This is a genomic window from Rhodobium gokarnense, from assembly GCF_025961475.1.
Lineage (GTDB): Bacteria > Pseudomonadota > Alphaproteobacteria > Rhizobiales > Rhodobiaceae > Rhodobium > Rhodobium gokarnense.
Window position 1 is genome coordinate 26,247 of sequence record NZ_JAOQNS010000017.1, and the last position, 25,861, is coordinate 52,107.

General features: G+C 65.5%; 22 protein-coding genes. 5 read left to right on the plus strand and 17 right to left on the minus strand.

Annotated elements, in window-relative coordinates; translation table 11 throughout:
- Positions 1-20: 20 nt before the first annotated feature.
- The 7 genes from M2319_RS21795 to M2319_RS21825 form a co-directional block, all read right to left on the minus strand.
- Positions 21-1,088, minus strand: coding sequence for a class I SAM-dependent methyltransferase (locus M2319_RS21795; protein WP_264603585.1), 1,068 nt, complete (start codon positions 1,086-1,088; stop codon positions 21-23).
- 120 nt (positions 1,089-1,208) lie between these two features.
- Positions 1,209-2,453, minus strand: a complete 1,245-nt coding sequence (locus M2319_RS21800; protein WP_264603586.1) for a class I SAM-dependent RNA methyltransferase — start codon at positions 2,451-2,453, stop codon at positions 1,209-1,211.
- Positions 2,453-3,199 carry a TlyA family RNA methyltransferase gene (locus M2319_RS21805; RefSeq protein ID WP_264603587.1) on the minus strand — a complete coding sequence of 249 codons (747 nt, stop codon included), beginning with the start codon at positions 3,197-3,199 and terminating at the stop codon, positions 2,453-2,455. The genes M2319_RS21800 and M2319_RS21805 overlap by 1 nt, the downstream gene beginning before the upstream one ends.
- Before the next feature lie 23 nt (positions 3,200-3,222).
- On the minus strand, positions 3,223-3,849 hold the full coding sequence (locus M2319_RS21810) for an SCO family protein (RefSeq protein ID WP_264603588.1): 627 nt from the start codon (positions 3,847-3,849) through the stop codon (positions 3,223-3,225).
- 137 nt (positions 3,850-3,986) lie between these two features.
- Complete coding sequence (locus M2319_RS21815; protein ID WP_264603589.1) at positions 3,987-5,342, minus strand: MFS transporter; 1,356 nt, start codon at positions 5,340-5,342, stop codon at positions 3,987-3,989.
- Between the two features lie 316 nt (positions 5,343-5,658).
- Entirely contained in the window at positions 5,659-6,711 is a 1,053-nt protein-coding gene (locus tag M2319_RS21820; protein ID WP_264603590.1) for a 2Fe-2S iron-sulfur cluster-binding protein, read from the minus strand.
- Positions 6,712-6,876: 165 nt separating this feature from the next.
- On the minus strand, positions 6,877-7,902 hold the full coding sequence (locus M2319_RS21825; protein ID WP_264603591.1) for a hypothetical protein: 1,026 nt from the start codon (positions 7,900-7,902) through the stop codon (positions 6,877-6,879).
- Positions 7,903-8,203: 301 nt separating this feature from the next.
- Here M2319_RS21825 and M2319_RS21830 point away from each other — a divergent pair, with 301 nt between their 5' ends.
- Positions 8,204-8,692: a hypothetical protein gene (locus tag M2319_RS21830; RefSeq protein ID WP_264603592.1), complete on the plus strand. Its 489-nt coding sequence runs from the start codon at positions 8,204-8,206 to the stop codon at positions 8,690-8,692.
- Positions 8,693-8,877: 185 nt separating this feature from the next.
- Here the strand turns inward: M2319_RS21830 and M2319_RS21835 are convergent, their stop codons facing one another.
- The 6 genes from M2319_RS21835 to M2319_RS21860 all read right to left on the minus strand — a co-directional run bounded on the left by M2319_RS21835 (position 8,878) and on the right by M2319_RS21860 (position 15,973).
- Complete coding sequence (locus M2319_RS21835; protein ID WP_264603593.1) at positions 8,878-10,293, minus strand: peptidoglycan-binding protein; 1,416 nt, start codon at positions 10,291-10,293, stop codon at positions 8,878-8,880.
- Between the two features lie 227 nt (positions 10,294-10,520).
- Entirely contained in the window at positions 10,521-12,440 is a 1,920-nt protein-coding gene (gene dxs / locus M2319_RS21840) for a 1-deoxy-D-xylulose-5-phosphate synthase (RefSeq protein ID WP_264603594.1), read from the minus strand.
- 138 nt (positions 12,441-12,578) lie between these two features.
- Positions 12,579-13,463: a pirin family protein gene (locus M2319_RS21845; RefSeq protein ID WP_264603595.1), complete on the minus strand. Its 885-nt coding sequence runs from the start codon at positions 13,461-13,463 to the stop codon at positions 12,579-12,581.
- 140 nt (positions 13,464-13,603) lie between these two features.
- Positions 13,604-13,873, minus strand: a complete 270-nt coding sequence (locus M2319_RS21850) for an exodeoxyribonuclease VII small subunit (protein ID WP_264603596.1) — start codon at positions 13,871-13,873, stop codon at positions 13,604-13,606.
- 102 nt (positions 13,874-13,975) lie between these two features.
- Positions 13,976-14,902 (minus strand): histone deacetylase family protein, encoded by a 927-nt coding sequence (locus M2319_RS21855; protein ID WP_264603597.1) that lies wholly within the window; start codon positions 14,900-14,902, stop codon positions 13,976-13,978.
- Between the two features lie 69 nt (positions 14,903-14,971).
- Positions 14,972-15,973, minus strand: a complete 1,002-nt coding sequence (locus M2319_RS21860; RefSeq protein WP_264603598.1) for an L-threonylcarbamoyladenylate synthase — start codon at positions 15,971-15,973, stop codon at positions 14,972-14,974.
- A 172-nt stretch (positions 15,974-16,145) separates the two neighbouring features.
- Between M2319_RS21860 and M2319_RS21865 the strand changes: the two genes are divergently transcribed.
- On the plus strand, positions 16,146-17,933 hold the full coding sequence (locus M2319_RS21865) for an acyl-CoA dehydrogenase (RefSeq protein WP_264603599.1): 1,788 nt from the start codon (positions 16,146-16,148) through the stop codon (positions 17,931-17,933).
- A gap of 5 nt (positions 17,934-17,938) precedes the next feature.
- Positions 17,939-18,691, plus strand: a complete 753-nt coding sequence (locus M2319_RS21870; protein WP_264603600.1) for a crotonase/enoyl-CoA hydratase family protein — start codon at positions 17,939-17,941, stop codon at positions 18,689-18,691.
- Positions 18,692-19,089: 398 nt separating this feature from the next.
- On the opposite strand, the gene M2319_RS21875 is transcribed toward M2319_RS21870, so the two are convergent.
- Positions 19,090-20,091 (minus strand): DnaJ C-terminal domain-containing protein, encoded by a 1,002-nt coding sequence (locus M2319_RS21875; protein ID WP_264603601.1) that lies wholly within the window; start codon positions 20,089-20,091, stop codon positions 19,090-19,092.
- A gap of 240 nt (positions 20,092-20,331) precedes the next feature.
- Here M2319_RS21875 and pdxH point away from each other — a divergent pair, with 240 nt between their 5' ends.
- Entirely contained in the window at positions 20,332-20,949 is a 618-nt protein-coding gene (gene pdxH, locus M2319_RS21880) for a pyridoxamine 5'-phosphate oxidase (RefSeq protein ID WP_264603602.1), read from the plus strand.
- A gap of 161 nt (positions 20,950-21,110) precedes the next feature.
- Here the strand turns inward: pdxH and M2319_RS21885 are convergent, their stop codons facing one another.
- Positions 21,111-21,257 (minus strand): hypothetical protein, encoded by a 147-nt coding sequence (locus M2319_RS21885; protein ID WP_264603603.1) that lies wholly within the window; start codon positions 21,255-21,257, stop codon positions 21,111-21,113.
- A 1,223-nt stretch (positions 21,258-22,480) separates the two neighbouring features.
- The gene (locus M2319_RS21890) at positions 22,481-23,863 is read right to left on the minus strand and encodes an aminotransferase (RefSeq protein ID WP_264603604.1); all 1,383 of its coding nucleotides are present in this window, start codon (positions 23,861-23,863) and stop codon (positions 22,481-22,483) included.
- A gap of 225 nt (positions 23,864-24,088) precedes the next feature.
- Between M2319_RS21890 and M2319_RS21895 the strand changes: the two genes are divergently transcribed.
- Entirely contained in the window at positions 24,089-24,790 is a 702-nt protein-coding gene (locus tag M2319_RS21895) for an HAD family hydrolase (RefSeq protein ID WP_264603605.1), read from the plus strand.
- Positions 24,791-24,994: 204 nt separating this feature from the next.
- Here the strand turns inward: M2319_RS21895 and M2319_RS21900 are convergent, their stop codons facing one another.
- Complete coding sequence (locus M2319_RS21900; RefSeq protein WP_264603606.1) at positions 24,995-25,792, minus strand: hypothetical protein; 798 nt, start codon at positions 25,790-25,792, stop codon at positions 24,995-24,997.
- Positions 25,793-25,861: the final 69 nt, after the last annotated feature.

Consider the following 25,861-nt stretch of genomic DNA (forward strand, 5'->3'; position numbering starts at 1 on the left):
GCGGTTACAGTCAGTCGGCCTCAGGCCTTCCGCATCACCACGATCTTCGACAGGAACGCCGTCCAGCTTTTCTCGGCAACCAACCCGTTCGCCTCGAAGACGCCCATGACGTCGTCGTCGAGATAGTGGGCGTAGTAGGGCTCGTGGAAAAGGTGGGGGAAGTTTTCCAGCATGCCATCATAGTCGGGCCGGTCGCCGCGCTGGAGCGAGTCGACGAAGATGAGGCGTCCGCCGGGCTTCAGCACCCGGGCGAATTCGGCGGCGACGATCCTGCGCACCTTGGCCGGCAGTTCGTGGAAGAGATAGATGTTGCTGACCGCATCGAGGCTGTCGTCGGCGAGCGGCAGGGCCTCCGCGTTGGCAACGGCAAACCCCTGGTGCGAAGCCTTTCTCAGCCGGCGTTGCGCTGTTTTCAGATAGGGCTCGGAGAGGTCGATGCCGATCTTGCTGAGCCGCGGGAAGGCGCGGGCGATATCGTTGAGGAAGGCGCCGGAGCCGCAGGCGATGTCGGCGAGCACCAGATGGCGCTGGTCGGCCTCGCGCACCATTTCGGCGATCGGCAGCAACGCCTGTCGGCGCATCGCCGCGGCTGCGCCGCGAAACAGCACCTCGACCTGGAAGTCGTAGAGGTCGGCCGACTCCTCCGACAGCCAGCCGCCGGACTGGTAGTGGAAATTCTGCAGATAGTAACGCGGCATCGCGTTCTTGCGGCTGGTGGTGAACACCTCCTGGTGGGATTTTTCCACCTGCCGCCGGTGCACCTTCGGAAGATCGGCGAAATAGCGCCGGCTGAGCGTCAGGAGTTCGGCCAGGCTGTCGGCCTCCTCCGGCACCGGATAAAGGCCGTTTTCGACATTCTCCATGTCCCGCCGCAGCAGCGCGGTGATGTCGGCAAACACCTGGTCGCGGTCCGGCACCGGCCCTTTCGGCTTCGGCGCCTTCGGCCTGGCGTCTCCGGCCTTCCTGTCGAGACGCGCGATCACCCGCCTTGCCGCGGCTTCCTGCGCTCCGTACCAGGCAAGGCGGGCGCCCTGTCCGAGGGCGTATTGGGTGCGAAGCATCAGGCGTTCGACCGGGCTTGTCTCCATGCGCAAAGCTCCTTTTCTCGCTCACGGTCAATGGGCTTCGCCCATGCCTCCGCGGGGGCGGCCTGACCGGCCGGCGCGCGATTGCGCTTGCGACCTTCGGTCGGGTCGCTGGCGTCGCGCTCAGCCTTTGGTCAGCGTTGCAACCACCTCTATATGGGGCGACCACAGGAACTGGTCCACCGGCTGGACGGTGGTGAGCCGATAGCCGCCGTCGACGAGGAGGCGCACGTCGCGGGCGAGCGTTGCCGGATTGCAGGAGACGGCGACGACGGTGGGAACGTTCGAGCTTGCGAGCGCCGTCGCCTGGTCTTTCGCGCCGGCCCGCGGCGGGTCGAAGACGACCGCCTCGGCCTTCTTCAGCTCCCTGGCCATCAGCGGCCGGCGGAAGAGGTCGCGGCGCTCCGCGGCGATCGGCTTGAGGCCGCTGCCGTGCCGTGCGGTCGTACGAAGGGCGTCCACGGCCGCCGCATCGCCCTCGAAGGCCTCGACGGCATGCTCGCGCGCAATCCGCAAGGTGAAGGTGCCGATGCCGGAGAAGAGTTCCGTGACCCTTTTGGTTCGGGCAAGGGCAGGCGCGATGGCGGAAAAGAGGCCGCTCTCCGCGGCGGCGCTCGCCTGGGTGAAGCCGCCGGGCACCGGCAGCGCCTTCGTTCCGGCCATGTCGAGCACCGGCGGGCGGGTCTCAAGGATCGTCTCGTCGTCGATGGCGAGCCGCGCATGGTCGGCCTCCAGCGTGTGCCGGACCAGTTGCTGGCGCAAATCGTCCGTGAGCTTTGCCGTGTCGGTCAGGTGGATGTCGAGGCCGTTGTCGGCGGCGAGCACGGTCATGCGCAAGGCGCCCCGCCGCGGGGCGGCGATCGCCGCTAGGCGCGAGAGCCGGGGCAGGGCGGCGACGATCTCCGGCACCAGCACCGGGCATTCGGAGATATGCACGACCTGGTGGGATTTCAGCGCGTGATAGCCGAGGGCGACGCCCTTGCCCGTCCTGACCGCGGAAAGGACGGCCCGCCGGCGCGTTCCGGGCGCGATCGGCGTCGTTGCGGCAACGGGAGTATCGAGCCCGCGCGCCTTCAGCGCCTCGACGACGAGGTCGCGCTTGAAGGCGAGGTACGGTTCGGCCGCCAGGTGCTGCAGGGCGCAGCCGCCGCAGGAGCCGAAATGGCGACAGGCCGGCGCCTGCCGCTCCGGCGAAGGCTCCACCACTTCCAGGAGCTCGGCGCGGCCGTCTTCGATCCGGGCGCGCACGGTCTCGCCGGCAAGGGCGTAGGGCACATAGACGGCCGCGCCGTCCAGCGTCGCGACGCCGTCGCCGCGGTGCCCGAGCTGGTCGATGGTGAGCGTTTCGATGCGGTCGGCAAGTGACATCAGGAGGCATCCTTGATGGCGCCAGCAACCGTTTCGCGGTTGCCGTCGGCGCCGGAAATGGGGGAGGGGACGGTGCCGACGACGCGCCAGCCGGGCCGGGTCCCGATCCAGTCGAGGACGCCGGTAACTGAGGCTTCCGCGATGCCCGTGTCGCGGACGATGCCGCCCTTGCCGATATGCTCCCGTCCGACCTCGAATTGCGGCTTGATCAGAAAAACGCCGAAGGCGCCGGGCGCGGCCAAATCCAGCGCCGGGCCGAGGGCGAGCTTCAGCGAGATGAAGCTGACGTCGGAGACGAGTGCCTGCGGCGGGCCTGGAAGATCGTCGGCCGTGAGGTCGCGCGCATTGTACCCGTCCAGCGCAAGGACACGGTCGTCGGCTCGTAGCCGGTCGTGCAATTGCCCGTGGCCGACGTCGAGGGCGGTGACGTCGCGCGCACCGCGTTCCAGCAGCACCTGGGTGAAGCCGCCGGTGGAGGCGCCGATGTCGAGGCAGGAACGGCCCGCCGGATCGAGGTCGAAAGCATCGAGCCCGGCGATCAGCTTCAGCGCGGCCCGCGAGACATAGCCGGCCGCGGGATCGTCGATGGCGATCGCACAGGCCTCGGAGACGAGGGCCCCGGGCTTTTCGACCACCGTGCCGTCGACGGTGACGGTGCCGCGCAGGATCGCGTCGCGGGCCCGCGCCCGGCTGTCGGCAAGCTTCAGCGCGACGAGGCGCTGGTCGAGGCGCTGGCGCTCGGTCATGGCGACAAGGGCGGGCGGCGCGGTCAGCTCTCGGACCGCTCGATCAGCTTGCGCAGCTTGGCGAGCGCCTTGTCCTTTTCCGCCTGGTAGGTGATGGCGCCGACGAAGCGGCCCTGGCCGTCCAGCAGATAGACCGAGGCGGTGTGGTCCATGGTGTAGTCGCCGTCGTCGAGCGGGATCTTCTTGCGGTAGACCCGGAATTCGTCGAGCACCGGATCGAGCTCTTCCGGGGTGCCGGTGAGGCCGATGATGCGGGTGTCGAAGGCGGAAATGAACTCCTTCAGCTTTTCCGGCGTGTCGCGCTCCGGGTCGACGGTGACGTAAATGAAGGCGATCTTGTCGGCGTCCGGCCCGAGCGCGTCCATCCAGCCGTCGATCTCAGACATCGTCGTCGGGCAGACGTCGGGGCAATAGGTGAAGCCGAAGAACATCGCCCGCGGCTTGCCGGCAAAGTCGCTGTCGGAGACCTTGTTGCCATCGGTGTCGGTGAGCGTGAACGGCCCGCCGATCTCCGTCACCGGAGTGCCGAGGTCGTCGCCATTTTGCGCGAACTCCACCCGGTACCAGCCGATGCCGACGGCGACCGCGCCGAAGGCGGCTCCGGCGACCAGGACCCAGAGGACGATACGCAGGACTCCGAGGCTTTTCATGATTGACGCTCGCGGGGGATTGGGGATGACCAGTGATGCCGCACGACACGGGCGCAACGCAAGACCCGAATGGGTCGCGCGACGAAATACGCAGGCGATCTGCCGTTATTACCGGTCCCGAGCGGAGGGGGTGGCGGTCAGCGTTCCGGGCCGTCGGCCGTCGCCAGTTCCGGCTCGGCCGCCTCCTCGCCCTCCGGTATTTCCGCATCCGGGGTGTCGAGGCTCGCCTCGAAGAAGACCTCCTCGGGAATGACGACGTCCGGGTCGTCGGCGTCCAGCGGCTCCGGCGTGATGACGCCGCCGACCGGGGCCGTCGAGCCGAGATCCCAGTCGCTCTTGTCCTCCTCCGTCGGCGCCTGGTGGATGCGTACCCGGTAGATGATGTAGGCGAGCAGCACGGCCTCGGTGATGCCGATCATGACGAAGAGCTGCTCGGGGCCGGCTGCCCGCATCATCATGGAGGCGCAGAACGGGCCGATGATGGAACCGATGCCGAAGGCCAGCAGCATGCCCGACGAGGTTTCCACGTGGCCGTCCGGTTCGACATAGTCGAAGGCGTGGGCCACCGCGATGGCATAGGCCGGCTGGCTGAAGATGCCGAACAGGCCGCCCAAGAGGATGATCGTCAACGGCGGCAGGGTGGTGGCGAACACCAGCACGCCACAGACAACGATGGTGCCGGCACAGGTGGCACCGAGCACGATGCGCCGGTCGACGCGGTCGGACAGGCGGCCGAACGGCCACTGGCCGAGCCCGCCGCCGAGCAGGATGGCGGCGACGAAGAACGCCGCCTGGTCGGGGCTCAAGCCGATGCGGGTGGCGAACACGGTGGCCAGCGTCCAGGACGAGCCGATGGCAAAGCCGATGAGGATGCAGCCGATGATTGCCGTCGGCGAGTTCTGGTAGAGGAGCCGCGGGCGGAACCGCACGAGCGTGATCGGCGCCGGCTGCTGCGAGCGCGTCAGCGCCACGGGCACGACGGCGAGCGAGACGAACATGGAGGCGATGATGAACGGCACGAAGAGGTTGCCGTCAAACAGTGTCGTCATCACCTGGCCGGCCGAGATCGCCGCATAGTTCACGACGACGTAGATCGACATGACCATGCCGCGGGTGGTGTTGGTGGCGCGCTCGTTGAGCCAGCTTTCCACGATCATGTAGAAGCCGGCGACGCCGAAGCCGGAGACGGCGCGGGCCAGCGTCCAGGACACCGGATCGACCAGGAGCGGGTGGATCAGGGCGGCGGCCGAGGCGATCGAGACGATGGCGGCGAAGGCGCGGATGTGTCCCGCCCGCATGATGGCGAAGGGCACAAGCAGGCAGCCGGCGACGAAGCCCGCGAAATATCCCGAGGACATCAGGCCGATGGCGACGTCGCCGAAATGCGCCTGCTCGGCGCGGATCGGCAGCAGCGTCGACTGCAGGCCGTGTCCGACGAGCATGGCGGCAACGGCAAAGAGCAGCGCGGAAATGGGAGCGATGAGCGTTGCCATGGCAAACTCCAAACCCGGTCGAAACAGTCAAAAAGCCGATACGGAAACGACGCGCGTCGGTGCCGGCTTTGGGTCGGTTGGAACGCTCAGAACTTTTCCTGCAGCGGCCTCTGGCACGAAATGTGGGCACGGTCAATCGCGCTCGCAACGTGCCCGGTCACATTGCTGCAAAGCTATGAAAGATTGGTGAAAATCGCGGTTGCAGATGTATACCAAATCGCGCGAAACGAGCGCGGCCGCATGTGGCGGCCGGTGCGATCTGTCAGGTGATTTGCGGCAAGGGCCGGATCAGGCACTGCCCATCAGCCGTTCCCCATCAGCCGCTCCCCATCAACCGCTCCGAAGGCGGCTCGGTGGCAACGTTCTGGCCGACGAAGCCTTCCGTGTGGATGAGGTCGTCCTTTGCGCCGAGGCGCCTTGCGACGGCCGTGCACTCGTCGACGAATTCCGGACTGCCGGCGATATAGACGCTGTAGCCGGAAAGGTCCGGATAAAGGTCCGGCAGAAGTTCCGGAATGCGGCCCGAAAGGTCCGGCCCCGTCTCGCGCGTCAGTGTCGTGCGGAACCGGAAATTGCGGTATTTCGCTTCCAGGAATTTCAGGAGGCCGGTCTCGTAGAGGTCGGCTTCAGTGCGGGCGGAGAAGAGCACCGTCGCCGGGTATTTGAAGCCGCCGCGGGTCAGCGCCGCCGTCGCCAGCGACAGGATCGGGGCAAGGCCGGAGCCGGCGGCAAGGCACAGCACCGGGGTCTTGGCCGACGGATCGCCGATGAAGGTGCCGTAGGGGCCGGAGAGCCGCACCTTGTCGCCGATCTTCAGCGTGTCGTGGACCCACAGGCTCGTGGTGCCCTCGTCGATGCGGGTGACGTGGAGGGTGATCTCGCCGTCCGGCTGCGGCGGGTTGGCGATGGAGTAGCAGCGGGTCGGCACGCCGTTGCGCTCGTCGCCGAGGGTCACGTACTGGCCCGGCCAGTAGCGCATGGCGGACCCGATGGGCCTCAGGCGGATTTCCAGGATGCTCGGCGTGCGCGGGACGCGGTCGGTCAGCACGTAGAACATGTTCTCGGCCGACGGGAACAGCTTCGGCTGGGCGTCTTCCGTGCCCCACTCGATCTCCATGACGTCGGAGATCGGCTTGGCCATGCACATCAACCCGAAGCCGGCCTCCCGGTCCTCCGGCGACAGCGCCATGTCGAGCACCATGCCCTGGTCGAATTCGCCGGAGCGCACCTTGACCTTGCACTCGCCGCAGGCGCCGGCCCGGCAGTTGTTCGGCAGCGCATAGCCGGTGCGCTCCAGCGCCGCCAGCACGGTGTCGCCGGGAAGGGATTCCACCTCCTGGCCGGAAGGGAACATGCGGATCGTCGCCATCGGCGCGCCTCCCGTTTTTTTGCTTTTTGTCTGGTTGCCGATCCTGCCATGGCACAAAGGTCTCACCAAGCGTCGGATCGGAGACCTTCGAGCATACGCACACGCCGCCCGGCAGCAACGCAGCCCCGGGGGCTATCCCCGGGGCTGCGTCCCATTCCAAAAGAATCAGAAGACCGGGATGATCTCGTCCATGTCGACGTCGGTGATCTCGCGGCCGGTAATGCCGACTTCCGGGATCGCCGGGAATTCCGTGTCGTACTTGTCGAGCACGGCCTTCAGGTTGAGCATCGCCCGCTTCCAGTTTTCCTTCTTTTCCTCATAGGTCGGAATGCCGAAGCCGGCGGCGCGCGCGACTTCCTCGGCCTCGCGCTGGGTGGCGATGAAGTCGGACGGGATGTCCCAGAACTCCTCCGGCGGCTCGAACAGGACCGCCGACAGGAACAGGTAGCCGGCGCGGATCTGCTTGGTGATGATCGGCTTTTCCTCGTCGGTGAGGTTCGGGTAGTCGCGCTCCATCAGCGACATGCAGATCGCCATGTGCCGGCCCTCGTCGCGGCCGATATTCTTGAATGCCTCCTGGAACACCGGCTCCGAACAGCCCTTGGCCATCTGGTGGAAGATGGTGGCGGCGGCAATCTCGCCCATCAGGAAGGAGGAGAAGAGGACGGCCAGCGAATATTTCGGCACCGCCTTCTTGTAGCCGTTCCAGTAGCGCCCGCCGTTGAAATAGAGCCACTTGGCGTTGCGCTGCAGGCGCCGTCCGAGGTCGGTCTTCGGCTCGTAGGAAATGGCGTCCGGATGGTCGAGCAGCTTGGTGATGGTCAGGCCGCACATCTGCTCGTGGTTCTGCTCGTCGCGGGTGACCGAGAAGAAGCAGCGGCGGACCGGGTCCTCCTCATGCTCCTCGTAGCACTTGATCAGCGCCTCGGCGAAGACCGGCGGGGCGGAGGCATCGAACACCGACAGGATCGTCCACCAATAGGCGATCGCCTCTCGTTCCTCCCAGGAATAGCGCTCCGGGTCGAAGGTGTCCCAGGACAGCTTCTTGGGGTCCCAGACCTCGCGCTGGGCGGCGTCCCAGATCTCTTCCATCTTCTGGGTCTTGCGGACCCAGGTCAGCGGATAGACGTTGGGCTGATCCGTCTCCGGCGGGAATTCCATCTTGTCGGCGAAGCGTTCTCTCTCGGCCATTTTCGGCTCCTGTCCTTGGGGTCGTTTCGGCGCCTTTTCTAAAAAAGGCGCTCCCGATGTCGTTGTTGTTTCCGGCGCGTCAGCGGTCCGGGTTTCTTGCGGCAACTGGTCGCAGCCGATGCTGGATCGAAACCTATGTTACGAAAAATGGCATTGCAATCGAAATTTGGTTACATCTCGTATAAATTAATTGTCCGAGCCATTCGCTCGGCCTATAGGCGGCACTGCGAAATCGTAATGGCGACGTCGCGCCATTCGTGTAATCTCGCCCCATCCAGTTGTTTTTCGGGAGAAAATCGCCGTGCGTCTCATCCTGACAGCAATCGCCTTGCTGGCCGCCTCGGTGATCCAGGCCGCCGGCGCCGACTATTTCTGGGTCAGTTCAAAGACCGATACCGGCGCCTCGGCCGGCCTCGTCGGCTGCAATGAATGCGACGACATCGCCCTCTGGCTCGACTGCGACCGCGCCACCCAGACGGTGCGCATCTCGCTGTTCTCCAGCCACCTTGCCGAGCCGCCGACCAAGCCGCGGCAGATGCAGGCGACCTTCTTCGTCGACGATCGCAAGCTGCGCCGCGCGGCCGGGATCGTGCGCGACGAGATGAACGCCGCCTGGCTGCCGCTCGTCACCATCAATCGCTTCGATCCGCTGCTGGGCCGCCTCGTCAAAGGGACCTCGCTCGCCATCGAGATCGACGGCAAGCGCTCCGAGCACTCGCTTGAGGGCGCCGAGGAGCACCTCGCCAAGATGCGCCGCCAGTGCGCCCGGCCGCTGGTGTCCAATCCTTAGAGCGCTTTCCCAAAAAGTTGATAGACTTTTTGGATAAGAAATCGCGGCAAAACAAAGACCTAAAGCATGTTACGTGTTTCAGAAAAAACGCAACATGCTTTATGGCGACGCAACGTTTCCGAGCTGACGAAAAAGGCGGGGCGACTGGGTCGCTCCGCCTTTTGTCTGTCACACGATACGGTCCGTCAGTTGCCGGCGATGTCCTGAAGCGTGTCGGAGAGCGCCGTGCCGTCGGTGACGATGTCGTCGATCAGCCAGGAGTCGTCCAGCGTGACGAGGGTGTAGACCAGTTCGTGGGTCTTGGAGTCCCCGCCGAGCGTGTTGGTGAACTTGACCGTCACCGTCGCCGTATCGCCGTCGATCTTCGGTTCGGAAATCGACAGGTCGGTGATGTTGTAGTCCTGGCCCGGCACGATCGGGTTGAAGTCGAGTTCCTCCGAACCGTTCTTTTCCTTCATCGCCGCTTCCGCCGCCTCGACCAGCTCCAGCATGTGGTCGGAGAAGTACCAGAGCCGGCGGTTCTTCGCCCATACGCCCACATCCGGGTCGGGCAGGGTGTAGATGTCGGCAATGAGCGCGCGCGGGCCGTCATCCGTCACATCGGCCGTGGCCGCTTCCGGCTCGTCGGCGTCGGGCGCCTCGGAGGCTTCAGCGGTCTCGGCGATGGCGTCGGGCTGCTCGGCGCCGTCGTCCGCGTTCTCGGCCCCTGCGTTTTCGGCCTCCTCGGCCTTCCGTCTGGCTTCGGCCGCTTCGGCAAGGATGTCGCGCGGCTTGGCGCGGCGCGGGGCGGTCGCCTCGGGCGCCTCGCTTTCGGCCGGCTCGGCCGAGGCCTCGTCGCTCGGCGCGTCCTCGGCAGTGGCCTCGTCGGCACCGTTCGCATCCTCGGGCATGTCGGCCATGTCCTCATCGGCAGCGCGGTCGTCCGCTGCGTCGTCGGCGGTATCCGGCTCGTCGGCCGGCGCGGCCTCGGCGACCTTCGGCTGGGGAGGCTTCGGCTTTGCGGCCGGTGCGGTCGGCGCCAGGTCGTCGGTAATCGGCGCTCTGGCGCGCTCGGTCCGCGGTGCAGCGCGCGGCTCGGTACGGGGCTCAGTCCGGGGCTGCTGCCGGGCGACGCCTCGGCGCTGCTCGGCGCGGGCCGCGGCCAGTTCGCGATGGAGGCGCCTGGTGATGCGGCCGTTGCCGCGAATGCCACGGTCGGCGAGGAACTGGCGGATCGTCTCCGCCGTCTGCTCGCCATAGAGCCCGTCGACCGGCCCCGGATCGTAGCCGAGTTCGGTGAGCTGGCGCTGCACGGAGCGCACCTGCGGCTGGTCGGGTCCCTGGCGGACAACGGGTGCGGGCGGCGCCACGGGATCGGGCGCGCGTCGGATTACCGGCCCGGAGCCGAGGCAGCGCCGCGAGACGCAGCGCCGGTAACCGGGATGGTTGATGCTGCCGAAATCGTCAAGGCAGGTCCGGGCGCAGCGCTGCACGTCGCCGCGCTGGGCCGCGGCCGGTGTCGCCAGCAGCGATGGCACCAGGGTGGCCAGCGCCAGCGCGAAAAACGCCGCCGGAAGGCGGAAAAAGCCTCGGGTTTCTGCTGAAGTCGCCGAAACGGTCATGAAATCTCCCCGCATAGAGGTAGCGCCCCGCCACCGCGTTGTTAGCCGCGGCGTGCGGCGCAAAAAGGGCCACGTTCGGAAAAACCGACTGTAACGGGTGTCGCCCGCACCTGGGAACCGGTTTTGCGGCAAGGAGAGGGGAAAAAAGCGAACAGCAAAACGATGGCGCGTCCGTTGGATCGGACGCGCCATGCGCTTGAGCGTTTCGTTCAGCGGCAACCGCGCGTTTACGCCCGCCGGAAGTCGGAAACAGTCTGGTGGCCGAGCGCCTCGAAGACCTTGGAGACGATGCCCTTGGCGTCGAGCCCGACCTCGCCGTAGATCGCCTCGGTGCTGCCATGGTCGAGGAAGGCGTCGGGCAGGTGCAGCGAGCGGACCTTGAGGCTGTTTTCCAGGAGCCCGTCATCGGCGAGGAAGTCGAAGACCTGGGCGGAGAAGCCGCCGACGGAGCCTTCTTCGACGATGATCAGGACCTCGTGATTGCCGGCAAGCCGGCTGATCAGATCGCGGTCGAGCGGCTTGGCGAAGCGGGCGTCGGCAACGGTCGTCGAAAGTCCTGCCGCGTCCAGTTCGTCGGCGGCGGTGAGGCACTGGCCGAGCCGCGCGCCGATCGACAGCAGCGCCACCTTGGAGCCCTTGCGCAGGATCCGGCCGCGGCCGATCTCCAGCACCTCGCCCTTTTCCGGCATCTCCACGCCGCGGCCCTCGCCGCGCGGATAGCGGAACGCGATCGGGCCGTCATTATAGGCGGCGGCGGTCGTCACCATGTGGACGAGGTCCGCCTCGTCGGCGGCGGCCATCACCACCATGTTCGGCAGGCAGGAGAGATAGGCAAGGTCGAAGGCGCCGGCATGGGTGGCGCCGTCGGCGCCGACGATCCCGGCCCGGTCGATGGCAAAGCGCACCGGCAGGCCCTGGATGGCGACGTCGTGCACCACCTGGTCGTAGGCGCGCTGCAGGAAGGTCGAATAGATGGCGCAGAACGGCTTCAGCCCTTCCGCGGCAAGGCCGGCGGAGAAGGTGACGGCATGCTGTTCGGCAATGCCGACGTCGAAGAAGCGCTTGGGGTATTTCTCGGCGAACTTGTCGAGGCCGGTGCCGGCGGGCATCGCCGCGGTCACGGCGACGATCTTGTCGTCCCTGGCCGCTTCCTCGGTGATCGCCTCGGCGAACACCTTGGTGTAGGAGGGCGCCGTCCCCGCCGATTTCACCTGCGCGCCGGTGACCACGTCGAACTTGGCGACGCCGTGATACTTGTCGGTGGAGCGCTCGGCCGGCTCGTAGCCCTTGCCCTTCTGGGTGACGACATGGACGAGGATCGGCCCGTCCTTGACGTCGCGCACATTCTTCAGGACCGGCAGCAGGTGGTCGAGGTTGTGGCCGTCGATCGGGCCGACATAGTAAAAGCCCAGCTCTTCGAACAGCGTGCCGCCCGTCCACATGCCGCGGGCGTATTCTTCCGCGCGCGAGACCGGCTCGTGAAAGATCTTCGGCATTCGCCTGAGCAGTTGCTTGCCCATATCGCGGAGCTGCAGGAAGGTGCGGCTCGAGACCAGCCGGGCAAGGTAGGAACTCATGGCGCCGACCGGCGGGGCGATCGACATCTCGTTGTCGTTGAGGATGACGATCAGCCGGGATTCCTGGGCGCCGGCATTGTTCATCGCCTCATAGGCCATGCCGGCCGACATCGAGCCGTCACCGATGACCGCGATGACGTTGTTCTGCTTGCCGGCAAGGTCGCGGGCGACGGCAAAGCCGAGGCCGGCGGAGATCGAGGTCGAGGAATGGCCGGCGCCGAACGGGTCGTAGCCGGATTCCTTGCGCTTGGTGAAGCCGGAAAGGCCGCCGCCCTGGCGCAGGGTGCGGATGCGGTCACGGCGCTCGGTCAGGATTTTGTGCGGATAGCACTGGTGGCCGACGTCCCAGATCAGCCGGTCGTCCGGCGTATCGAAGATGTAATGCAGGGCGACGGTGAGCTCGACGACGCCGAGGCCGGCGCCGAGATGGCCGCCGGTGACCGATACGGTGTCGATCACCTCCTCGCGCAGCTCATCGGCGAGCTGCCGCAACTGGGCGGGGTCGAGCTTCCTGAGGTCGGCGGGGCTGCTCACCTGATCGAGCAGCGGGGTGTTCGGTTTGTCTGTCACGTCCGTATCGCACTGTCAGAATTCGGAAAACACCAAGCCTTATAGCAAGGGCACAAGAACCGTAAACGTGTCAAGTAAAATTGACACATGAGGCTCCGCGGCCAATTGCGGCAGGCGATCTGTCAACAAGGCTAGACACTACTGCTCCGGCAAGGGGACGAACTCGGTCTCGTCGCCGGCAACGAGCGGGAACCGGCCGGCCTTCCAGTCGGCCTTGGCGTCCTCGATCCGCTCCTTGGACGAGGAAACGAAATTCCACCAGATGTGGCGCGGCCCGTCGGCCGTCGGCCCGCCGAGAAGGGCGACCCGGGACTCTTCTTCGGCCTTCAGGATGGTGGCATGGCCGGGCGCCAGCACCGCCAGCTCGCCGGCCGAAAAGGTGCTGCCCGCAAGGTCGATGCGTCCGGAGAGCACATAGACCGCGCGCTCCTCGTGGTCGGCATCGACCGGCACGGCCGCGCCGGGATCGAGCGCGATGTCGGCAAAGACGAGGTCGGCGACGGTCTCCACCTCCGACGTCGCGCCCCACAGCGTGCCGGCGACCACCGTCACGTCGATGCCGTTGCCGACGACGGTCGCAACCTCGTCGTTCGAATAATGGATGAAGGACGGGTCCGTCTCCTCGCGGTCCTTCGGCAGCGCGACCCAGAACTGCAGCCCGAAGAGGTCGTGCGTTTTCGCACGGGCCTCCTCCGGCGAGCGCTCCGAATGGGCAATGCCCCGCCCGGCCGTCATCCAGTTGACCTCGCCGGGCCGGATCACCTGGGCATGGCCCTCAGAGTCCCGGTGCATCAGCGCGCCGGAATAGAGATAGGTGAGGGTGGAGAGCCCGATATGCGGGTGCGGGCGCACGTCGATGCCGGTGCCGGTGAGGAATTCGGCCGGTCCCATCTGGTCGAGGAAGATGAACGGCCCGACCATGCGCCGGCGCGCCGAGGGCAGCACCCGCGCCACCTCGAAGCCGCCGAGATCGCGCGTGCGCGCGGCGATCACCGTGTCGATGGCCGGATTGTCGGCGCTCATGCGCCGGTCCGGTGGCTGGACGTTGGATGGCCGGGCATTGGCGGGCGAACCATGGGCAAGCTCCCGAAAGACTGCAGTGCAGAAAGATGGGGCGCGCGGCGCGGCTTGCCAGTATTTTCAGGTGAGCGGCGTGTTTTTGGTTACTCGACGTCGAGCGGTTCGGTGCCGACCGGATTGCCCTCGCCGTCGGTGCGGATCTTCTCCACCTTGGCCTCGGCCGCCTTGAGGAGCGTGTCGCAGTGCTTCTTCAGCGCTTCGCCGCGCTCGTAGATGGCGATGGATTCGGCAAGCGGGACGTCGCCGCGCTCCAGCTTTTCGACGATGGTCTCCAGCTCCGCCAGCGCCTTCTCGAAGCTCATGTCGGCAATGTCGGCCCCGGCTTCCGCTCCGCGCGCGCTTTTCTCGGCCACTCCGCGATCCCTTCGTTGATGACGGGCAGGCGGCCCGCTGATTCCCCTCGCGCCCAAGGATTTGCCGTCGAGCCCCAAAGGTCAACCCGGCGATGCCGGGCGTCAGGAGCCCATCAGCGACAGCACATGGGCAGCGGTGGAGCGGGCGAGGGATTCCAGGTCGTAGCCGCCTTCCAGGAGCGAGACCACGCGGCCCTCGCAGGTGCGGTCGGCGATGTCCATCAGCTTCTTGGTCGCCCAGGCGAAATCGGCCTCCACCAGGTTGAGATGGGCGAGCGGGTCGCGGGCGTGGCCGTCGAAGCCTGCCGAGATGATGATCAGGTCCGGCTTGAACTTCTCCACCGCCGGCAGGATCGCGATGTCGAACGCCTCGCGGAATTCTGCCCCGCCCGCGCCCGGATCGAGTGGCGCGTTGACGATGTTGCCGACGCCGGTCTCGTTCGCCGCCCCGGTGCCCGGATAGAGCGGGAACTGGTGCGTGGAGGCGTACATCACGGTGGGGTCGTTCCAGAAGATGTCCTGGGTGCCGTTGCCGTGATGGACGTCGAAATCGATGATCGCGACACGCTCCGCGCCGTGCTTCCTCTGCGCCTGGCGGGCGCCGATGGCAGCATTGTTGAAGAGGCAGAAGCCCATCGAGGTGTCGGCCTCGGCATGGTGCCCCGGCGGGCGGATCGCGCAAAAGGCGTTCTGGACGATCCCCTTCATGACGTCGTCGACGGCAAGGATTGCCGCGCCGGCCGCCCGCGAGGCCGCCTCCCAGCTTCCCGACGACACGGTGGTGTCGGAATCGAGATGGGCAACGCCCTCCATCGGGATCGACGCCTCGACGTCGAGGATGTGCTCTTCCGGATGGGCGAACAGCAGTTGTTCCATCGTGGCCTTCGGCGGCACGTCCCGCTGCAGCGACTGGAAACGCTCATGTTCCAGGATGCGGTCGATGGCGCGTAGGCGGTCGGCGCGCTCCGGATGGCCGAGCGGCGTGACGTGTTCCAGGAACACGGGGTGCGAAATGTAAAGCGTGGCCAATGGCGTTTCCTGTAACTCCCGGGTTGGAAATCAGACGATGGAGCCGGGACGCTTGTCAACAAGTGTATTTTACGGACGATGCATATTTCGCGGTGCAGCCGCCCTGGAAAGCCGGTCGCGGATCGCCTCGCCGAGCCCGTCATCGGGGATCGGCATGACGGCGATGGTCGCCGCGCCGCTGGCGTCGAGCCGGCGCATCAGGCCGAAGAGAGCCTTGGCGGCTTCCGTCAGATCCCCGGCCGGCGAGAGGTTGGCAACGGCAATGGCGCCGTCCGCTCCGGGCGGCAATTCCGGCCCGAAGGCAAGCAGCGCCTCGCCGGGCCGCACGTCCTCCGCATCGAGCCTGACCTTGGCATCGGGCGCATAGTGCGAGGCGAGCATGCCTGGCGCCGAGGGCCTGTCCGCGGCGTCCGTCGGCGCCGCAAGGGGCCGGCCGAGAAGCTCTTCGATGGCGCCGCGGGGAATGCCGCCGGGACGGAGGAGCACCGGGTCGGGGCCGACGGTGGCGACGATCGTCGATTCCACGCCGACGGGCGTCGGCCCGCAGTCGACGATGCCGGCGATCCGCTCGCCGAGATCGGCCGCGACGGCTTCGGCCGTGGTCGTGCTGATCCGTCCGGAGCGGTTGGCGCTGGGGGCGGCGAGCGGCCGGCCGAGGGCGGCCGTCAGCGCCCGCGTCACGCGGGTCGCCGGCACCCGGAGCCCGACCGTCGACAGCCCGGCGGTCGCCAGATCGCAGATCGGCGAGGTGCTGCGGCGCTCCACGACGAGGGTCAGCGGCCCTGGCCAGAACGCCTCGGCCAGCGTGCGCGCCGCCGCGTCGAAGACGCCGTGGCGTTCCGCGGCGTCCAGATCCTCCACATGGGAAATCAGCGGGTTGAAGCTCGGCCGCTCCTTGGCGGCAAAGATGCCGGCGACGGCATCGGCGTTCGTGGCGTCGGCCGCAAGCCCGTAAACCGTCTCGGTCGGCACGGCGACAAGCCTTCCGGCGCCAAGGTTCCGGAGCGCCTCGGCAAAGCCGGGGTCGTCGTCGAAATGCTTTTGAAGAGGGTCTATGGGCCAGATTTTCATGGCGGTCCCGGGAAACCGGCGCCGGCCGGTTTGCAGACCGGGCGCGCGCAACCCGCCATTGACGGGGCGGCGGGGGGCGATAGAGTGCTGGAAAAATACGAACTGGCGCGGTTTTGACGCCGCTTGCCGCAGGCGTCAAGGGCTGAGGGCCGGTCCTTTCGGGAGGAATTTCATGAGCTACCGCGCGCCGGTATCCGATATCGCCTTCACCCTGAAGCACATGACCGGCGTCTCGGAGCTTCTTGCCGATGGTCGTTTCGGCGACCTCAGCGAAGACCTGATGGACGCCATCCTGGAGGAAGCCGGCAAGTTCGCCAGCGAGGAGATCGCGCCGCTGAACCGCGTCGGCGATGCGGAACACGCCCACTTCAAGGACGGCAAGGTCACCATGCCGGAGGGCTGGCGGCGGGTCTACGAGGCCTGGTGCGCGGCCGGCTGGGCGGGGCTTTCGGCGCCGGAGGAATTCGGCGGCCAGGGGCTGCCGACGATCATGCTGGCCGCGACCCAGGAGATGTGGAACGCGGCCTCCATGGCCTTCGGCGTCGGCCCGACGCTGACCGTCGGCTCCATCGAGGCCTTCGCCGCCCATGCCAGCCCCGAGGTCCAGGAGCGCTATCTGACGAAGCTCGTCTCGGGCGAGTGGATGGCGACCATGAACCTGACCGAGCCCCAGGCCGGCTCCGACCTCAACGCGCTGCGCACCCGCGCCGAGCGCGCCGGCGACGGCAGCTACCGCCTCTTCGGCCAGAAGATCTTCATCACCTATGGCGAGCACGACCTCACCGACAACATCGTCCATCTGGTGCTGGCGCGCCTGCCCGATGCGCCGGCCGGCACCAGGGGCATCTCGCTCTTTGCCGTGCCGAAATACCTCGTCAACGAGGACGGCAGCTTGGGTGCCGCCAACGACCTCGTCTGCGCCAATGTGGAGGAAAAGCTCGGCATCCACGGCTCGCCCACCTGCACCATGCACTATGGCGACAAGGACGGTGCCGTCGGCTGGCTGGTCGGGGAAGAAAACCGCGGCCTTGCCTGCATGTTCACGATGATGAACAACGCCCGCCTGATCGTCGGCCTGCAAGGGGTCGGCATCGCCGAACGCGCCTTCCAGCAGGCGCTTGCCTATGCCGAGGAGCGCCGCCAGGGCCGCAGCCCGGACTGGCAGGGCGAGGGCATGGCGCCGATCGCGCTGCACCCGGATGTGCGCCGCAACCTCGCCACCATGAAGGCGCTCGCCCACGCCTCGCGCGCCATCTGCTACGCCTGCGCCGAGGCCATCGACCGCGGCCGCATCGAGGAGGGGGAGGCCGGAAAGACCTGGCAGGAGCGGGCGAACCTGTTGACGCCGCTCGCCAAGGCGTTTTCCACCGACATCGGCTTTGAGGTCGCCTCCATCGGCGTCCAGATCCATGGCGGCATGGGCTATGTGGAGGAGACCGGCGCCGCCCAGCACCTGCGCGATTCCCGCATCGCCATGATCTACGAGGGCACCAACGGCATCCAGGCCATCGACCTCGTGATGCGCAAGCTGCCCCAGTCCGGCGGCGAGGCCGTGCGCGGATACCTCTCTGAGCTGAGGGACGTGGCGGAGCGCGCCGGCGCCTCCAACCGGGTCGACTTCGGCCGCATCGGCGAGCGTTTGAACGCCGCGCTGGACGATGCCGAGGCCGCCACCGAGTGGCTCCTTTCCGCCGTCGGCGAGGGGCGCATCTCCGAGGCGCTGGCCGGGGCAACGCCCTATCTGAGGCTCCTGTCGCTCGCCGCCGGCGGCGCCGGCCTTGCCCGCGGCGCGCTTGCCGCGGCGAGTTCCGCCGATGGCTCGGGCGCCGCCGCCGCCCACATCCACACCGCCCGGTTCTTTGCCGAGAACATCCTGACGGCCAGCGGCGGCCTGAAGGAAACGGTCACCGGCGGCGCGGCGAGCATCCTTGCCGCCGATCCCGACCTCCTGTCGGCGTGACCGCGATGACCGAACACATCCGCATCGACCGCGAGGCCGGCGTCCAGTGCCTGCGCCTTGACCGGCCGGAAAAGAAGAACGCGATCACCAACGCCATGTACGAGACGCTCACCGAGGGGCTTCGCACCGGCGAGCAGGACGAAGCCGTTCGCGTCCATCTGCTCGCCGGCGTGCCCGGCGCGTTCACGGCCGGCAACGACATCGAGGATTTTTTGAGTTTTGCCGAGGAGGGAGCGCTCGGCGATGCGGTGATCCATTTCCTGAAGACGCTGGCGACCGTCGACAAGCCGATGATCGCTGCCGTCGATGGGCTCGCCATCGGCATCGGCACCACCATGCTGATGCACTGCGACCTGGTCTATGCCAGCCCGAACTCGGTCTTCCGCACACCCTTCCTCGACCTCGGCCTGGTGCCGGAGGCGGCGTCCAGTCTGCTCGCGCCGCGGCTCCTGGGCCTGCCGCGGGCCTTCGAGCTGCTCTGCCTCGGCGCCACCTTCGACGCCGAACAGGCCCACGCCGCCGGCCTCGTCAACGCGGTGGTGCGCAGCGACGACGTGGAGACCCAGGCCTTCGCCGCGGCCCGCGAACTGGCCGCCAAGCCTCAGGCCGCCCTGACAGCGGCGCGCCGCCTCCTGCGCGGCGACCCGATGGACGTCATCGCCCGCATCGAGGAGGAAGCCGACCTCTTCCGCGAGCGCCTGCGCTCCGAGGAAGCCCGCACGGCGTTCCACAGTTTTTTGAGCGGCAAGCCGGGGTAGGGGGGCGCCGTCGCGGGCGTTGGAGCGGGTCGCTCCTGGATTGCTTCGCTCCGCTCGCAATGACAATAAGTGTTTGATTTATAAACAAGACGTCATTGCGAGGAGGCCGTCAGGCCGACGCGGCAATCCAGCGGGCGTCGGCCACAGGCTCCACTTCTTTTTTGATGCACCACCGTTAGCCCAAAACTCCGTCGTCACCCCGGCCCCCGAGCCGGGGCCTATTGCCCCTCTCCACGCGGTATGCCGGGCGTTGCTTGAGCGAGGCCTCGGCGCGGCTGTCGGTCAGGTCAGGAATCGAGAGGGGCTACTGTGTCGACAGGGGCAATGGGTCCCGGGTCTCCGCTTCGCTTCGCCCGGGATGACGGGAGCGTCGTTGCCCGCATTGGAGCACGCCGGCCCTACGCCGCGCCGAATTCCTCGCCGCGGGCCGAATAGCGTTTGGCCTCGCGCCACTTCTTCATCAGCTCTTCGAGCTCATCGTCGCCGCCTTCCGGCAGGGCGATGCGGAGCTGGATGAGGAGGTCGCCGCGGCCGCCCTTGGAAAGCGGCAGGCCCTTGCCGCGCAGCCGCATGGTGCGCCCGCCATTGGAGCCGGCCGGAACCGTCATTTCGACGGCGCCCTCCAGCGTCGGCACGCGGACCTTGGCGCCGAGGACGGCCTCGTCGAGGCCGATCGGCAGGTCGAGGCGCAAGGTGTGGCCATCGACCTTGAAGAGTTTGTGCGGCTGAAAGGCGACCTTGACCAGCGCATCGCCGGCCGGCCCGCCGAGCTGGCCCGGCTGGCCCTGGCCCTTGAGGCGGATCTGCTGGCCGTCTTCGACGCCCTGGGGCAGCGCCACATCGAGGGTCTTGCCGGTCGGCAGGGTCACCCGCGCCTTCTTGCCGGCGACGACGTCCTCAAGGCTGACGGAGGCCGTCACCGCAACGTCCTCGCCGCGCACGGCCTGGGGCTGGGCCCGGCCGCCGAAGCCGCCGGCCTTGGCGCGCCGGCCGCCGCCCATGCCGCCCCCCATTCCGCCAAGAATCTGGCTGAGGATGTCGTCCATGCCGACGTCGGACATGTTTTCCGCCGAATGGCGGAAGCCATGGGCCTGGCCGCGGTCGCCGCCGAAGCCGCCAAAACCACCGAACCCGCCGAAGCCGCCGCCTGGATGGCCCTCGAAGCCCTGGAAGGTCGGCTTGCCCTCGGCGTCGATCTCGCCGCGGTCGAACTTGCCCCGCTTTTCCTTGTCGCCGACGATTTCGTAGGCGGTGTTGATCTCGGAGAATTTCGCCTGCGCGGCCTTGTCCCCCGGATTGCTGTCCGGATGGAACTTCTTCGCCAGCTTGCGGAAGGCCTTCTTGACGTCGCCCTCCGAAGCGTCCCGCGAAACACCGAGAACGGTATAAGGATCACGCATTCAGATCGTCCCGTACCTTGTCTGTCTCGCCAACGGCACGCCTTGCGCCCATCGGCTGTCTCTCACCGGCAATATGGGAACCGATAGGAAAAAATTCCAGACGCCGGCAATGCTGCCGCGGCCGGTCGCGCCGCCGGCGCGCCCACCGAGTTGTAGCGGCTGGCGGGGTGATTGTCAGCGCGATTTGCTGTATTCCGCGATCGAGTAGCAACAACAGACAAACGATCAGGATCTCCAGCCGTGACCCAAGAGGCCGAAGAACACGACATTTTCGACAGCGACGAGCCGTTCCGCCTGTTCGGCGACTGGCTCGCCGAGGCGGAAAAGACCGAACCGAACGACCCGAACGCCATGGCGCTGGCGACCGTCGACGAGACCGGCCTGCCGGACGTGCGCATGGTGCTGCTGAAGGGCGTCGATGCGACCGGCTTCGTCTTCTACACCAATCTGGAAAGTGCCAAGGGCGTCGAACTCGCCGCAACGCCGAAGGCCGCGCTCTGCTTTCACTGGAAGAGCCTGCGCCGGCAGGTGCGCGTGCGCGGTCCGGTCGTCGCGGTTACAGCGGAAGAGGCGGACGCCTATTACGACAGCCGGGCGCGCCAGAGCCGCATCGGGGCCTGGGCCTCGAAGCAGTCACGGCCGCTGGAAAGCCGCTTCCACCTGGAAAAGGAAGTCGCGCGCTATGCCGCCAAATACGGCATCGGCAAGGTGCCCCGGCCGCCGCATTGGTCGGGGTTCCGCGTGGTGCCGCAATCGATCGAGTTCTGGCGCGATCGCCCGTTCCGGCTGCATGACCGCCTGGTCTTCAGCCGCGCCCACGACGAGGCGCCGTGGCAAACGGTGCGTCTGTTCCCGTAGACGGGAAGAGCGCGAACGCCGAACATCCCGACCCGTTCACCGCAAACGCCGTCCCGCCATTGGCGGCGCGCCCTGCGAAATCGCCGAATAACCCGTCCTCGCGGCGTGACGCCGGCAAGGGGAGCGGCGATGTCGGGATGTTTTTTAAGAAGACCCGGTCGTCACTTGCGCGACTTGCCGGCGTCCTTCTTTTCCGAGCAGCAAATGGCAGCAGCGCTGACGGCCGCGATGCCGACCGGCTTGTACAGACGGTCCAGATCCGATTCCTTCTCGTTTCGGATCAGTGCTTCGGCAGTCTTGTAGTCCATAACGAAAACCCACCCGTCATGTGGTTTGCGGACCCTGACACGTTTCCCCGGGTCCGCGGGTTGTGACAGTTGTGCGCCCGGTCTCGGACGCGATGGCTCACCTAGGAGGCGATTACGCCATAATCGTGATGGTTTCTGAAACCTTCCCTATCGAGCCAATCACATTCTGTGTCGCTCTATGACATCTCCCGCCGATTTCGGCGCCATGGTGCAATTTTCGGCATCCTGCTACCGGGGCCGCATCTTCAATGTGCATGGCATGTGGGGATGAAAGAGTATTTCGAATACTTGTTATACCCGAAGGCGCGTCCGATGGCGGCATCGCCGCGGATTCCGAAATGACAATGAAAACAGTAAAATGGAATCCCTTGTGTCAATAATACGGTCTTTTGCGGGAAGCCCGCGAAACGCGTTAAGAGGCGCAAGGAATTGGTCGAAAAGCGTTTTTCGCCGTCGGCACTGTTGCACAAAAACCGCGCGTGCGAACGAATGCGAATCTGTGATCACGAAAATGCTTTGAGCGGCACATGATACCGTATTCGAGGCGGAATGTTACAAGGCGTGAGCCTGATCCGCGGCAGGTCGTTAACACTTTCGCCCGCGCGTTTACTCCTCCCGACCAGTCCAAAACTGCGAATCTCAGGAATTCCCCTTATCCATCAAAAGTATAAGACGGCCCTTGAATCCACTTAATGCATGCAGAATGAATAGGTGGAGCGAGCCGGCATGGCGATGCGGGTGAGGCGGTGCATACGGGCGCTGGAGACCCGGCACGCGCTATCGTTTCCCTCTCCCGTCACCCCGGCCCCGGAGCCGGGGCCTAATGCCCCTCACCACACGGTATGCCGTGGGTTGGCGGAATAAGGTCTTTGCGCCGGTGACGGCCGTATCAAGGTCCGCGACGGGCTACCGCGTCGAGGTGGGCAATAGGCCCCGGGTCTGCGCTTCGCTCCGCCCGGGGTGACGATTGAGTATGCAGCGGGCACCGCGCTCCAGCCCGGACGCTTGGCACCTCGATCCCGAAAGGGATCGCAAGGGCGACCGGCCGCCGGCGCCGATGCGCCGCCCCCGCGGAGGCCAGTGAGCGCAGCGAACGCGCGGCCGCGAGCGACAAATGATCCCGAAAGGGATCGCAAGGCCGAATGGCCGCCGGCGCCGACGCGCCGCCCCCGCGAAAGGCCAGTGAGCGCCAGCGAACGCTCGGCCGCGGGCGAAAAAACTCCTCACTTCTCCCTGAGCCCCTCCTTGCGCACCCAGTCCTCCGCGTCATTCAGCGCCGCTTCCATCTTGTCGAACAGGAGGTCCAGTTCCGCCTCGGTGATGACCATCGGCGGGCAGAGGGCGACGGTGTCGCCGATCGGCCGGAGGATCGCGCCGCGCGCCTCGGCGAACTTGACCATACGGCCGGCAACGCCGGCCTTGGCGTCGAACGGCCGCTTCGTTGCCTTGTCGGCGACCAGCTCCACGCCGCCGATGAGCCCCTTGCCGCGCGCCTCGCCGACCAGCGGATGGTCGGCCAGCTTTGCGAGCCGCGCCTCGAACTGCGGCGCGAGTTTCCGCACATGGCCGATGATGTCGCGCTTCTGGTAGATCTCGATCGCCTTGGCGCCGACGGCGCAGCCGAGCGGGTGGCCGCCATAGGTGAAGCCGTGGCCAAAGGCGCCGAGCTTGGCGGATTCCGCCTCGAACGCCTCGACCATCCGCTCCGGCACCAGTACCGCGCCGAGCGGCGCATAGGCCGACGTCATCTGCTTGGCGGCCGACAGCGTGTCGGGCTCGAACCCGTAGGTCTCCGCGCCCCACCAGTTGCCGGTCCGCCCGAAGCCGCAGATCACCTCGTCGTCGATGAAGAGGATGTCGTGCTCGGCAAGGATCGGCCGGATCGCCTGGAAATAGCCCTCCGGCGGCAGGATGACGCCGCCCGCGCCCATGATCGGCTCGGCGATGAAGGCGGCGATGGTCTCCGGGCCTTCCTCCTCGATCAAGGCTGTCAGGTTCGCCGCCAGCCGGGCGACGAAATCGGCCTCGCTCTCGCCCGGCTCGGCGAAGCGATAGTGGTGCGGGCAGTCGGTGTGGAGGACGCCCGCCACCGGCAGGTCGAAGTCGCCATGGACGATCGGCAGCCCGGTCAGCGAACCGCTCATCACGGTGACCCCGTGATAGGCCTTCATGCGCGAGATGATCTTCTTCTTTTCCGGCCGGCCGAGGGCGTTGTTGTAGTACCAGGCGAGCTTGACCTGGGTGTCGTTGGCCTCCGAGCCGGACGAGGTGAAGAACACCTTGGAGACCGGCATCGGCGCGATCTCCTTCAGCTTTTCGCCAAGCTCGATGGCCGGCTCCATGCCCTTTCCGCCGAACAAATGATAGTAGGGGAGCTTGTGCATCTGCTCGGTGGCGGCCTCGATCAACTCCTCGTCGCCGAAGCCGAGGCCGGCGCACCAGAGCCCGGACATGCCCTCGATATATTCGTTGCCTTGCGTGTCGTAGACGAAGACGCCCTTGCCGTGGTCGAGCACGAGGGGGCCGGTCTGGGGCAGCGTGTGCAGCGGCGTATAGGGGTGGAGGATGGTGGCGAGATCGCGCGCCTGGACATTGGTCAGCGGCATGGTCGGCTCCTCAAATGACAAAAGAAGGCGCGGCCGTCGGGCTCTCTCTTTTGTCGAAAAAAGGGCGCGGCCGGGTCGTGATGATCCTCCAAGCCTGATCACAGTTGTGGGGTGACCGCAAGGCCCGCCGTTGGCGCGGCGCCAAGGGGCTGCTATGTCGTCGCGCGGCGCCGGACGCGCCTGATCGTTGGTGAACCGTGAAGACCGGCAGGGGGAGAAAAAAACGTGACGATCCGGGCTGTGCTGTTCGACAAGGACGGAACGCTACTCGATTTCGACGCCACCTTCGGCCCGGCCGCCCATGCGGTGCTGTCGGAGCTCTGCGCAGGCGACGCGGCGACGCTGGCGGACCTTGCCGCAATCGCCGGCTACGACCTGGCGACCCAGCGCTTCTCCCGCGACTCCATCATTTTCGCCAACGCCACCGGCGACTACGCCCCATTCCTCGCCGAGCGGCTGGGCATCGCCTGCGACGCCGCCCTCATCTCCCGCATCGATCGGCTCCTGGAGGAAAACTCCGTCCGCCACGCCGCAACCCTCCCCGGCGCGGAAGCCCTCTTAAAAGACCTCGCCGCCGCCAACATCCTCACCGCCTGCATCACCAACGACACGGAATCCTGCGCTAGAGCCCAACTCGCCACCGTCGGCATCGACGTGCATCTAAAGGACGTCATCGGCTACGACACCGGCCACGGCTGGAAACCCGACCCCGGCCAGATCAACGCCTTCGCAAAGATGAACGGGCTGGCGGCGCACGAAATCGCCTTCGTCGGCGACTCCTTGCACGACATGCACGCGGCAAGGGCCGCCGGGGTGTTGGCGATCGGGGTGACGACGGGGATGCATGACTTGGCGGTGTTGACGGAGCATGCGGATCATGTGGTGGAGGCGTTGGGAGAGGTGTTGGGGGTGATCGGGGCGGGGTAGAAGAAAGGCCGTGTTGACTGTTTTTGTCGCCGGACCGATCGAATGTCACTTCATCAGGCGCCCTGTGCATAAGATGAATTAGTGCATCAATTAATGGATCGCGAATCGTGTAATAATATATTCCAACTTAAAATCTAAACATGAAAATAATGATAACAAATATTTTGATCTTTAATTATCGCCATTAGGTATTATTTGGTCATATCAATTTGTTATATTGCATACGGTTTCTATAGAAATAGGAAGGTATGGCAATATTTTTGCTTTATCCTCCCAGTTTATTTTCATATCGATTCTGCCGTATCGGTATTTAGCGCCTATAAGGGTGTATGTTTTAGCGGTGTATAGATCTGAGAAAACAATATGCTGGCCAATATCGTTTACTTCTTTTAGGAAGATATCAGAAACAAAAGCAGCGCGTACTAACGCTAATTTTATATTATTGATGCTTTGCCCAGATTGGAATGTTAAAGTCTCTTCTGTTGGGTTTCCATTGATCGTTGGTGTGCGCGCCGCAATAATCAAATCACCGATGTCTAGTTTTCTTGAAAAATCTTCGTTCCCTCCCGTTCCATCCGCCCCGCCCATGAAATTTACGGATGCAATATAGCTGCTGCCTTCCTTCTGTAGGGCGGTCAAAGTATTTATTAGTTTTCTTGCGGCATTCTGAACCGCAAATTTCCTTTGAGTGTCGCGAAAAATCTGCCCCCCTTTCCCAAATGTAATATTCTCATTGAATTCGATATTTGCTCGGAAAACATTGTCAAATTCATCGTACGATGCTTCTGCCCTGATGAAGTTCTTCTTAATATTAGAGAAAGCATAATTAAGTTTTTGTGTTTCAAGGCGCACGCGACATATCGTAGATATTTCATCTTCAATAAAATATTGATATATAGTAATTAAAGACGCAAAAAAACCAATAACTGTTGTTGATGCCCACAAAAATATGTTCTTCTTAATATGAAGCAGAAGAATTCGAAAGGCTTTCTGAAGTATCATAGATCTCCCCGATAATAAATGTAAGATGTTTGCAATTTTCACGTTACTCCATTGGGGCCAGCTTATTTT

Excerpts from the sequence above, each read along its gene's own strand:
- M2319_RS21795 (WP_264603585.1), bottom strand. The coding sequence starts at position 1,088 with ATGGAGACAAGCCCGGTCGAACGCCTGATGCTTCGCACCCAATACGCC.
- M2319_RS21800 (WP_264603586.1), bottom strand. The coding sequence starts at position 2,453 with ATGTCACTTGCCGACCGCATCGAAACGCTCACCATCGACCAGCTCGGG.
- M2319_RS21815 (WP_264603589.1), bottom strand. The coding sequence starts at position 5,342 with ATGGCAACGCTCATCGCTCCCATTTCCGCGCTGCTCTTTGCCGTTGCC.
- M2319_RS21865 (WP_264603599.1), top strand. The coding sequence starts at position 16,146 with ATGAGCTACCGCGCGCCGGTATCCGATATCGCCTTCACCCTGAAGCAC.
- M2319_RS21885 (WP_264603603.1), bottom strand. The coding sequence starts at position 21,257 with ATGGACTACAAGACTGCCGAAGCACTGATCCGAAACGAGAAGGAATCG.
- M2319_RS21820 (WP_264603590.1), bottom strand. The coding sequence starts at position 6,711 with ATGGCGACGATCCGCATGTTCCCTTCCGGCCAGGAGGTGGAATCCCTT.
- M2319_RS21805 (WP_264603587.1), bottom strand. The coding sequence starts at position 3,199 with ATGACCGAGCGCCAGCGCCTCGACCAGCGCCTCGTCGCGCTGAAGCTT.
- M2319_RS21835 (WP_264603593.1), bottom strand. The coding sequence starts at position 10,293 with ATGACCGTTTCGGCGACTTCAGCAGAAACCCGAGGCTTTTTCCGCCTT.
- M2319_RS21845 (WP_264603595.1), bottom strand. The coding sequence starts at position 13,463 with ATGAGCGCCGACAATCCGGCCATCGACACGGTGATCGCCGCGCGCACG.
- M2319_RS21810 (WP_264603588.1), bottom strand. The coding sequence starts at position 3,849 with ATGAAAAGCCTCGGAGTCCTGCGTATCGTCCTCTGGGTCCTGGTCGCC.
- M2319_RS21890 (WP_264603604.1), bottom strand. The coding sequence starts at position 23,863 with ATGCCGCTGACCAATGTCCAGGCGCGCGATCTCGCCACCATCCTCCAC.
- M2319_RS21870 (WP_264603600.1), top strand. The coding sequence starts at position 17,939 with ATGACCGAACACATCCGCATCGACCGCGAGGCCGGCGTCCAGTGCCTG.
- M2319_RS21875 (WP_264603601.1), bottom strand. The coding sequence starts at position 20,091 with ATGCGTGATCCTTATACCGTTCTCGGTGTTTCGCGGGACGCTTCGGAG.
- M2319_RS21825 (WP_264603591.1), bottom strand. The coding sequence starts at position 7,902 with ATGGCCGAGAGAGAACGCTTCGCCGACAAGATGGAATTCCCGCCGGAG.
- M2319_RS21860 (WP_264603598.1), bottom strand. The coding sequence starts at position 15,973 with ATGAAAATCTGGCCCATAGACCCTCTTCAAAAGCATTTCGACGACGAC.
- M2319_RS21900 (WP_264603606.1), bottom strand. The coding sequence starts at position 25,792 with ATGATACTTCAGAAAGCCTTTCGAATTCTTCTGCTTCATATTAAGAAG.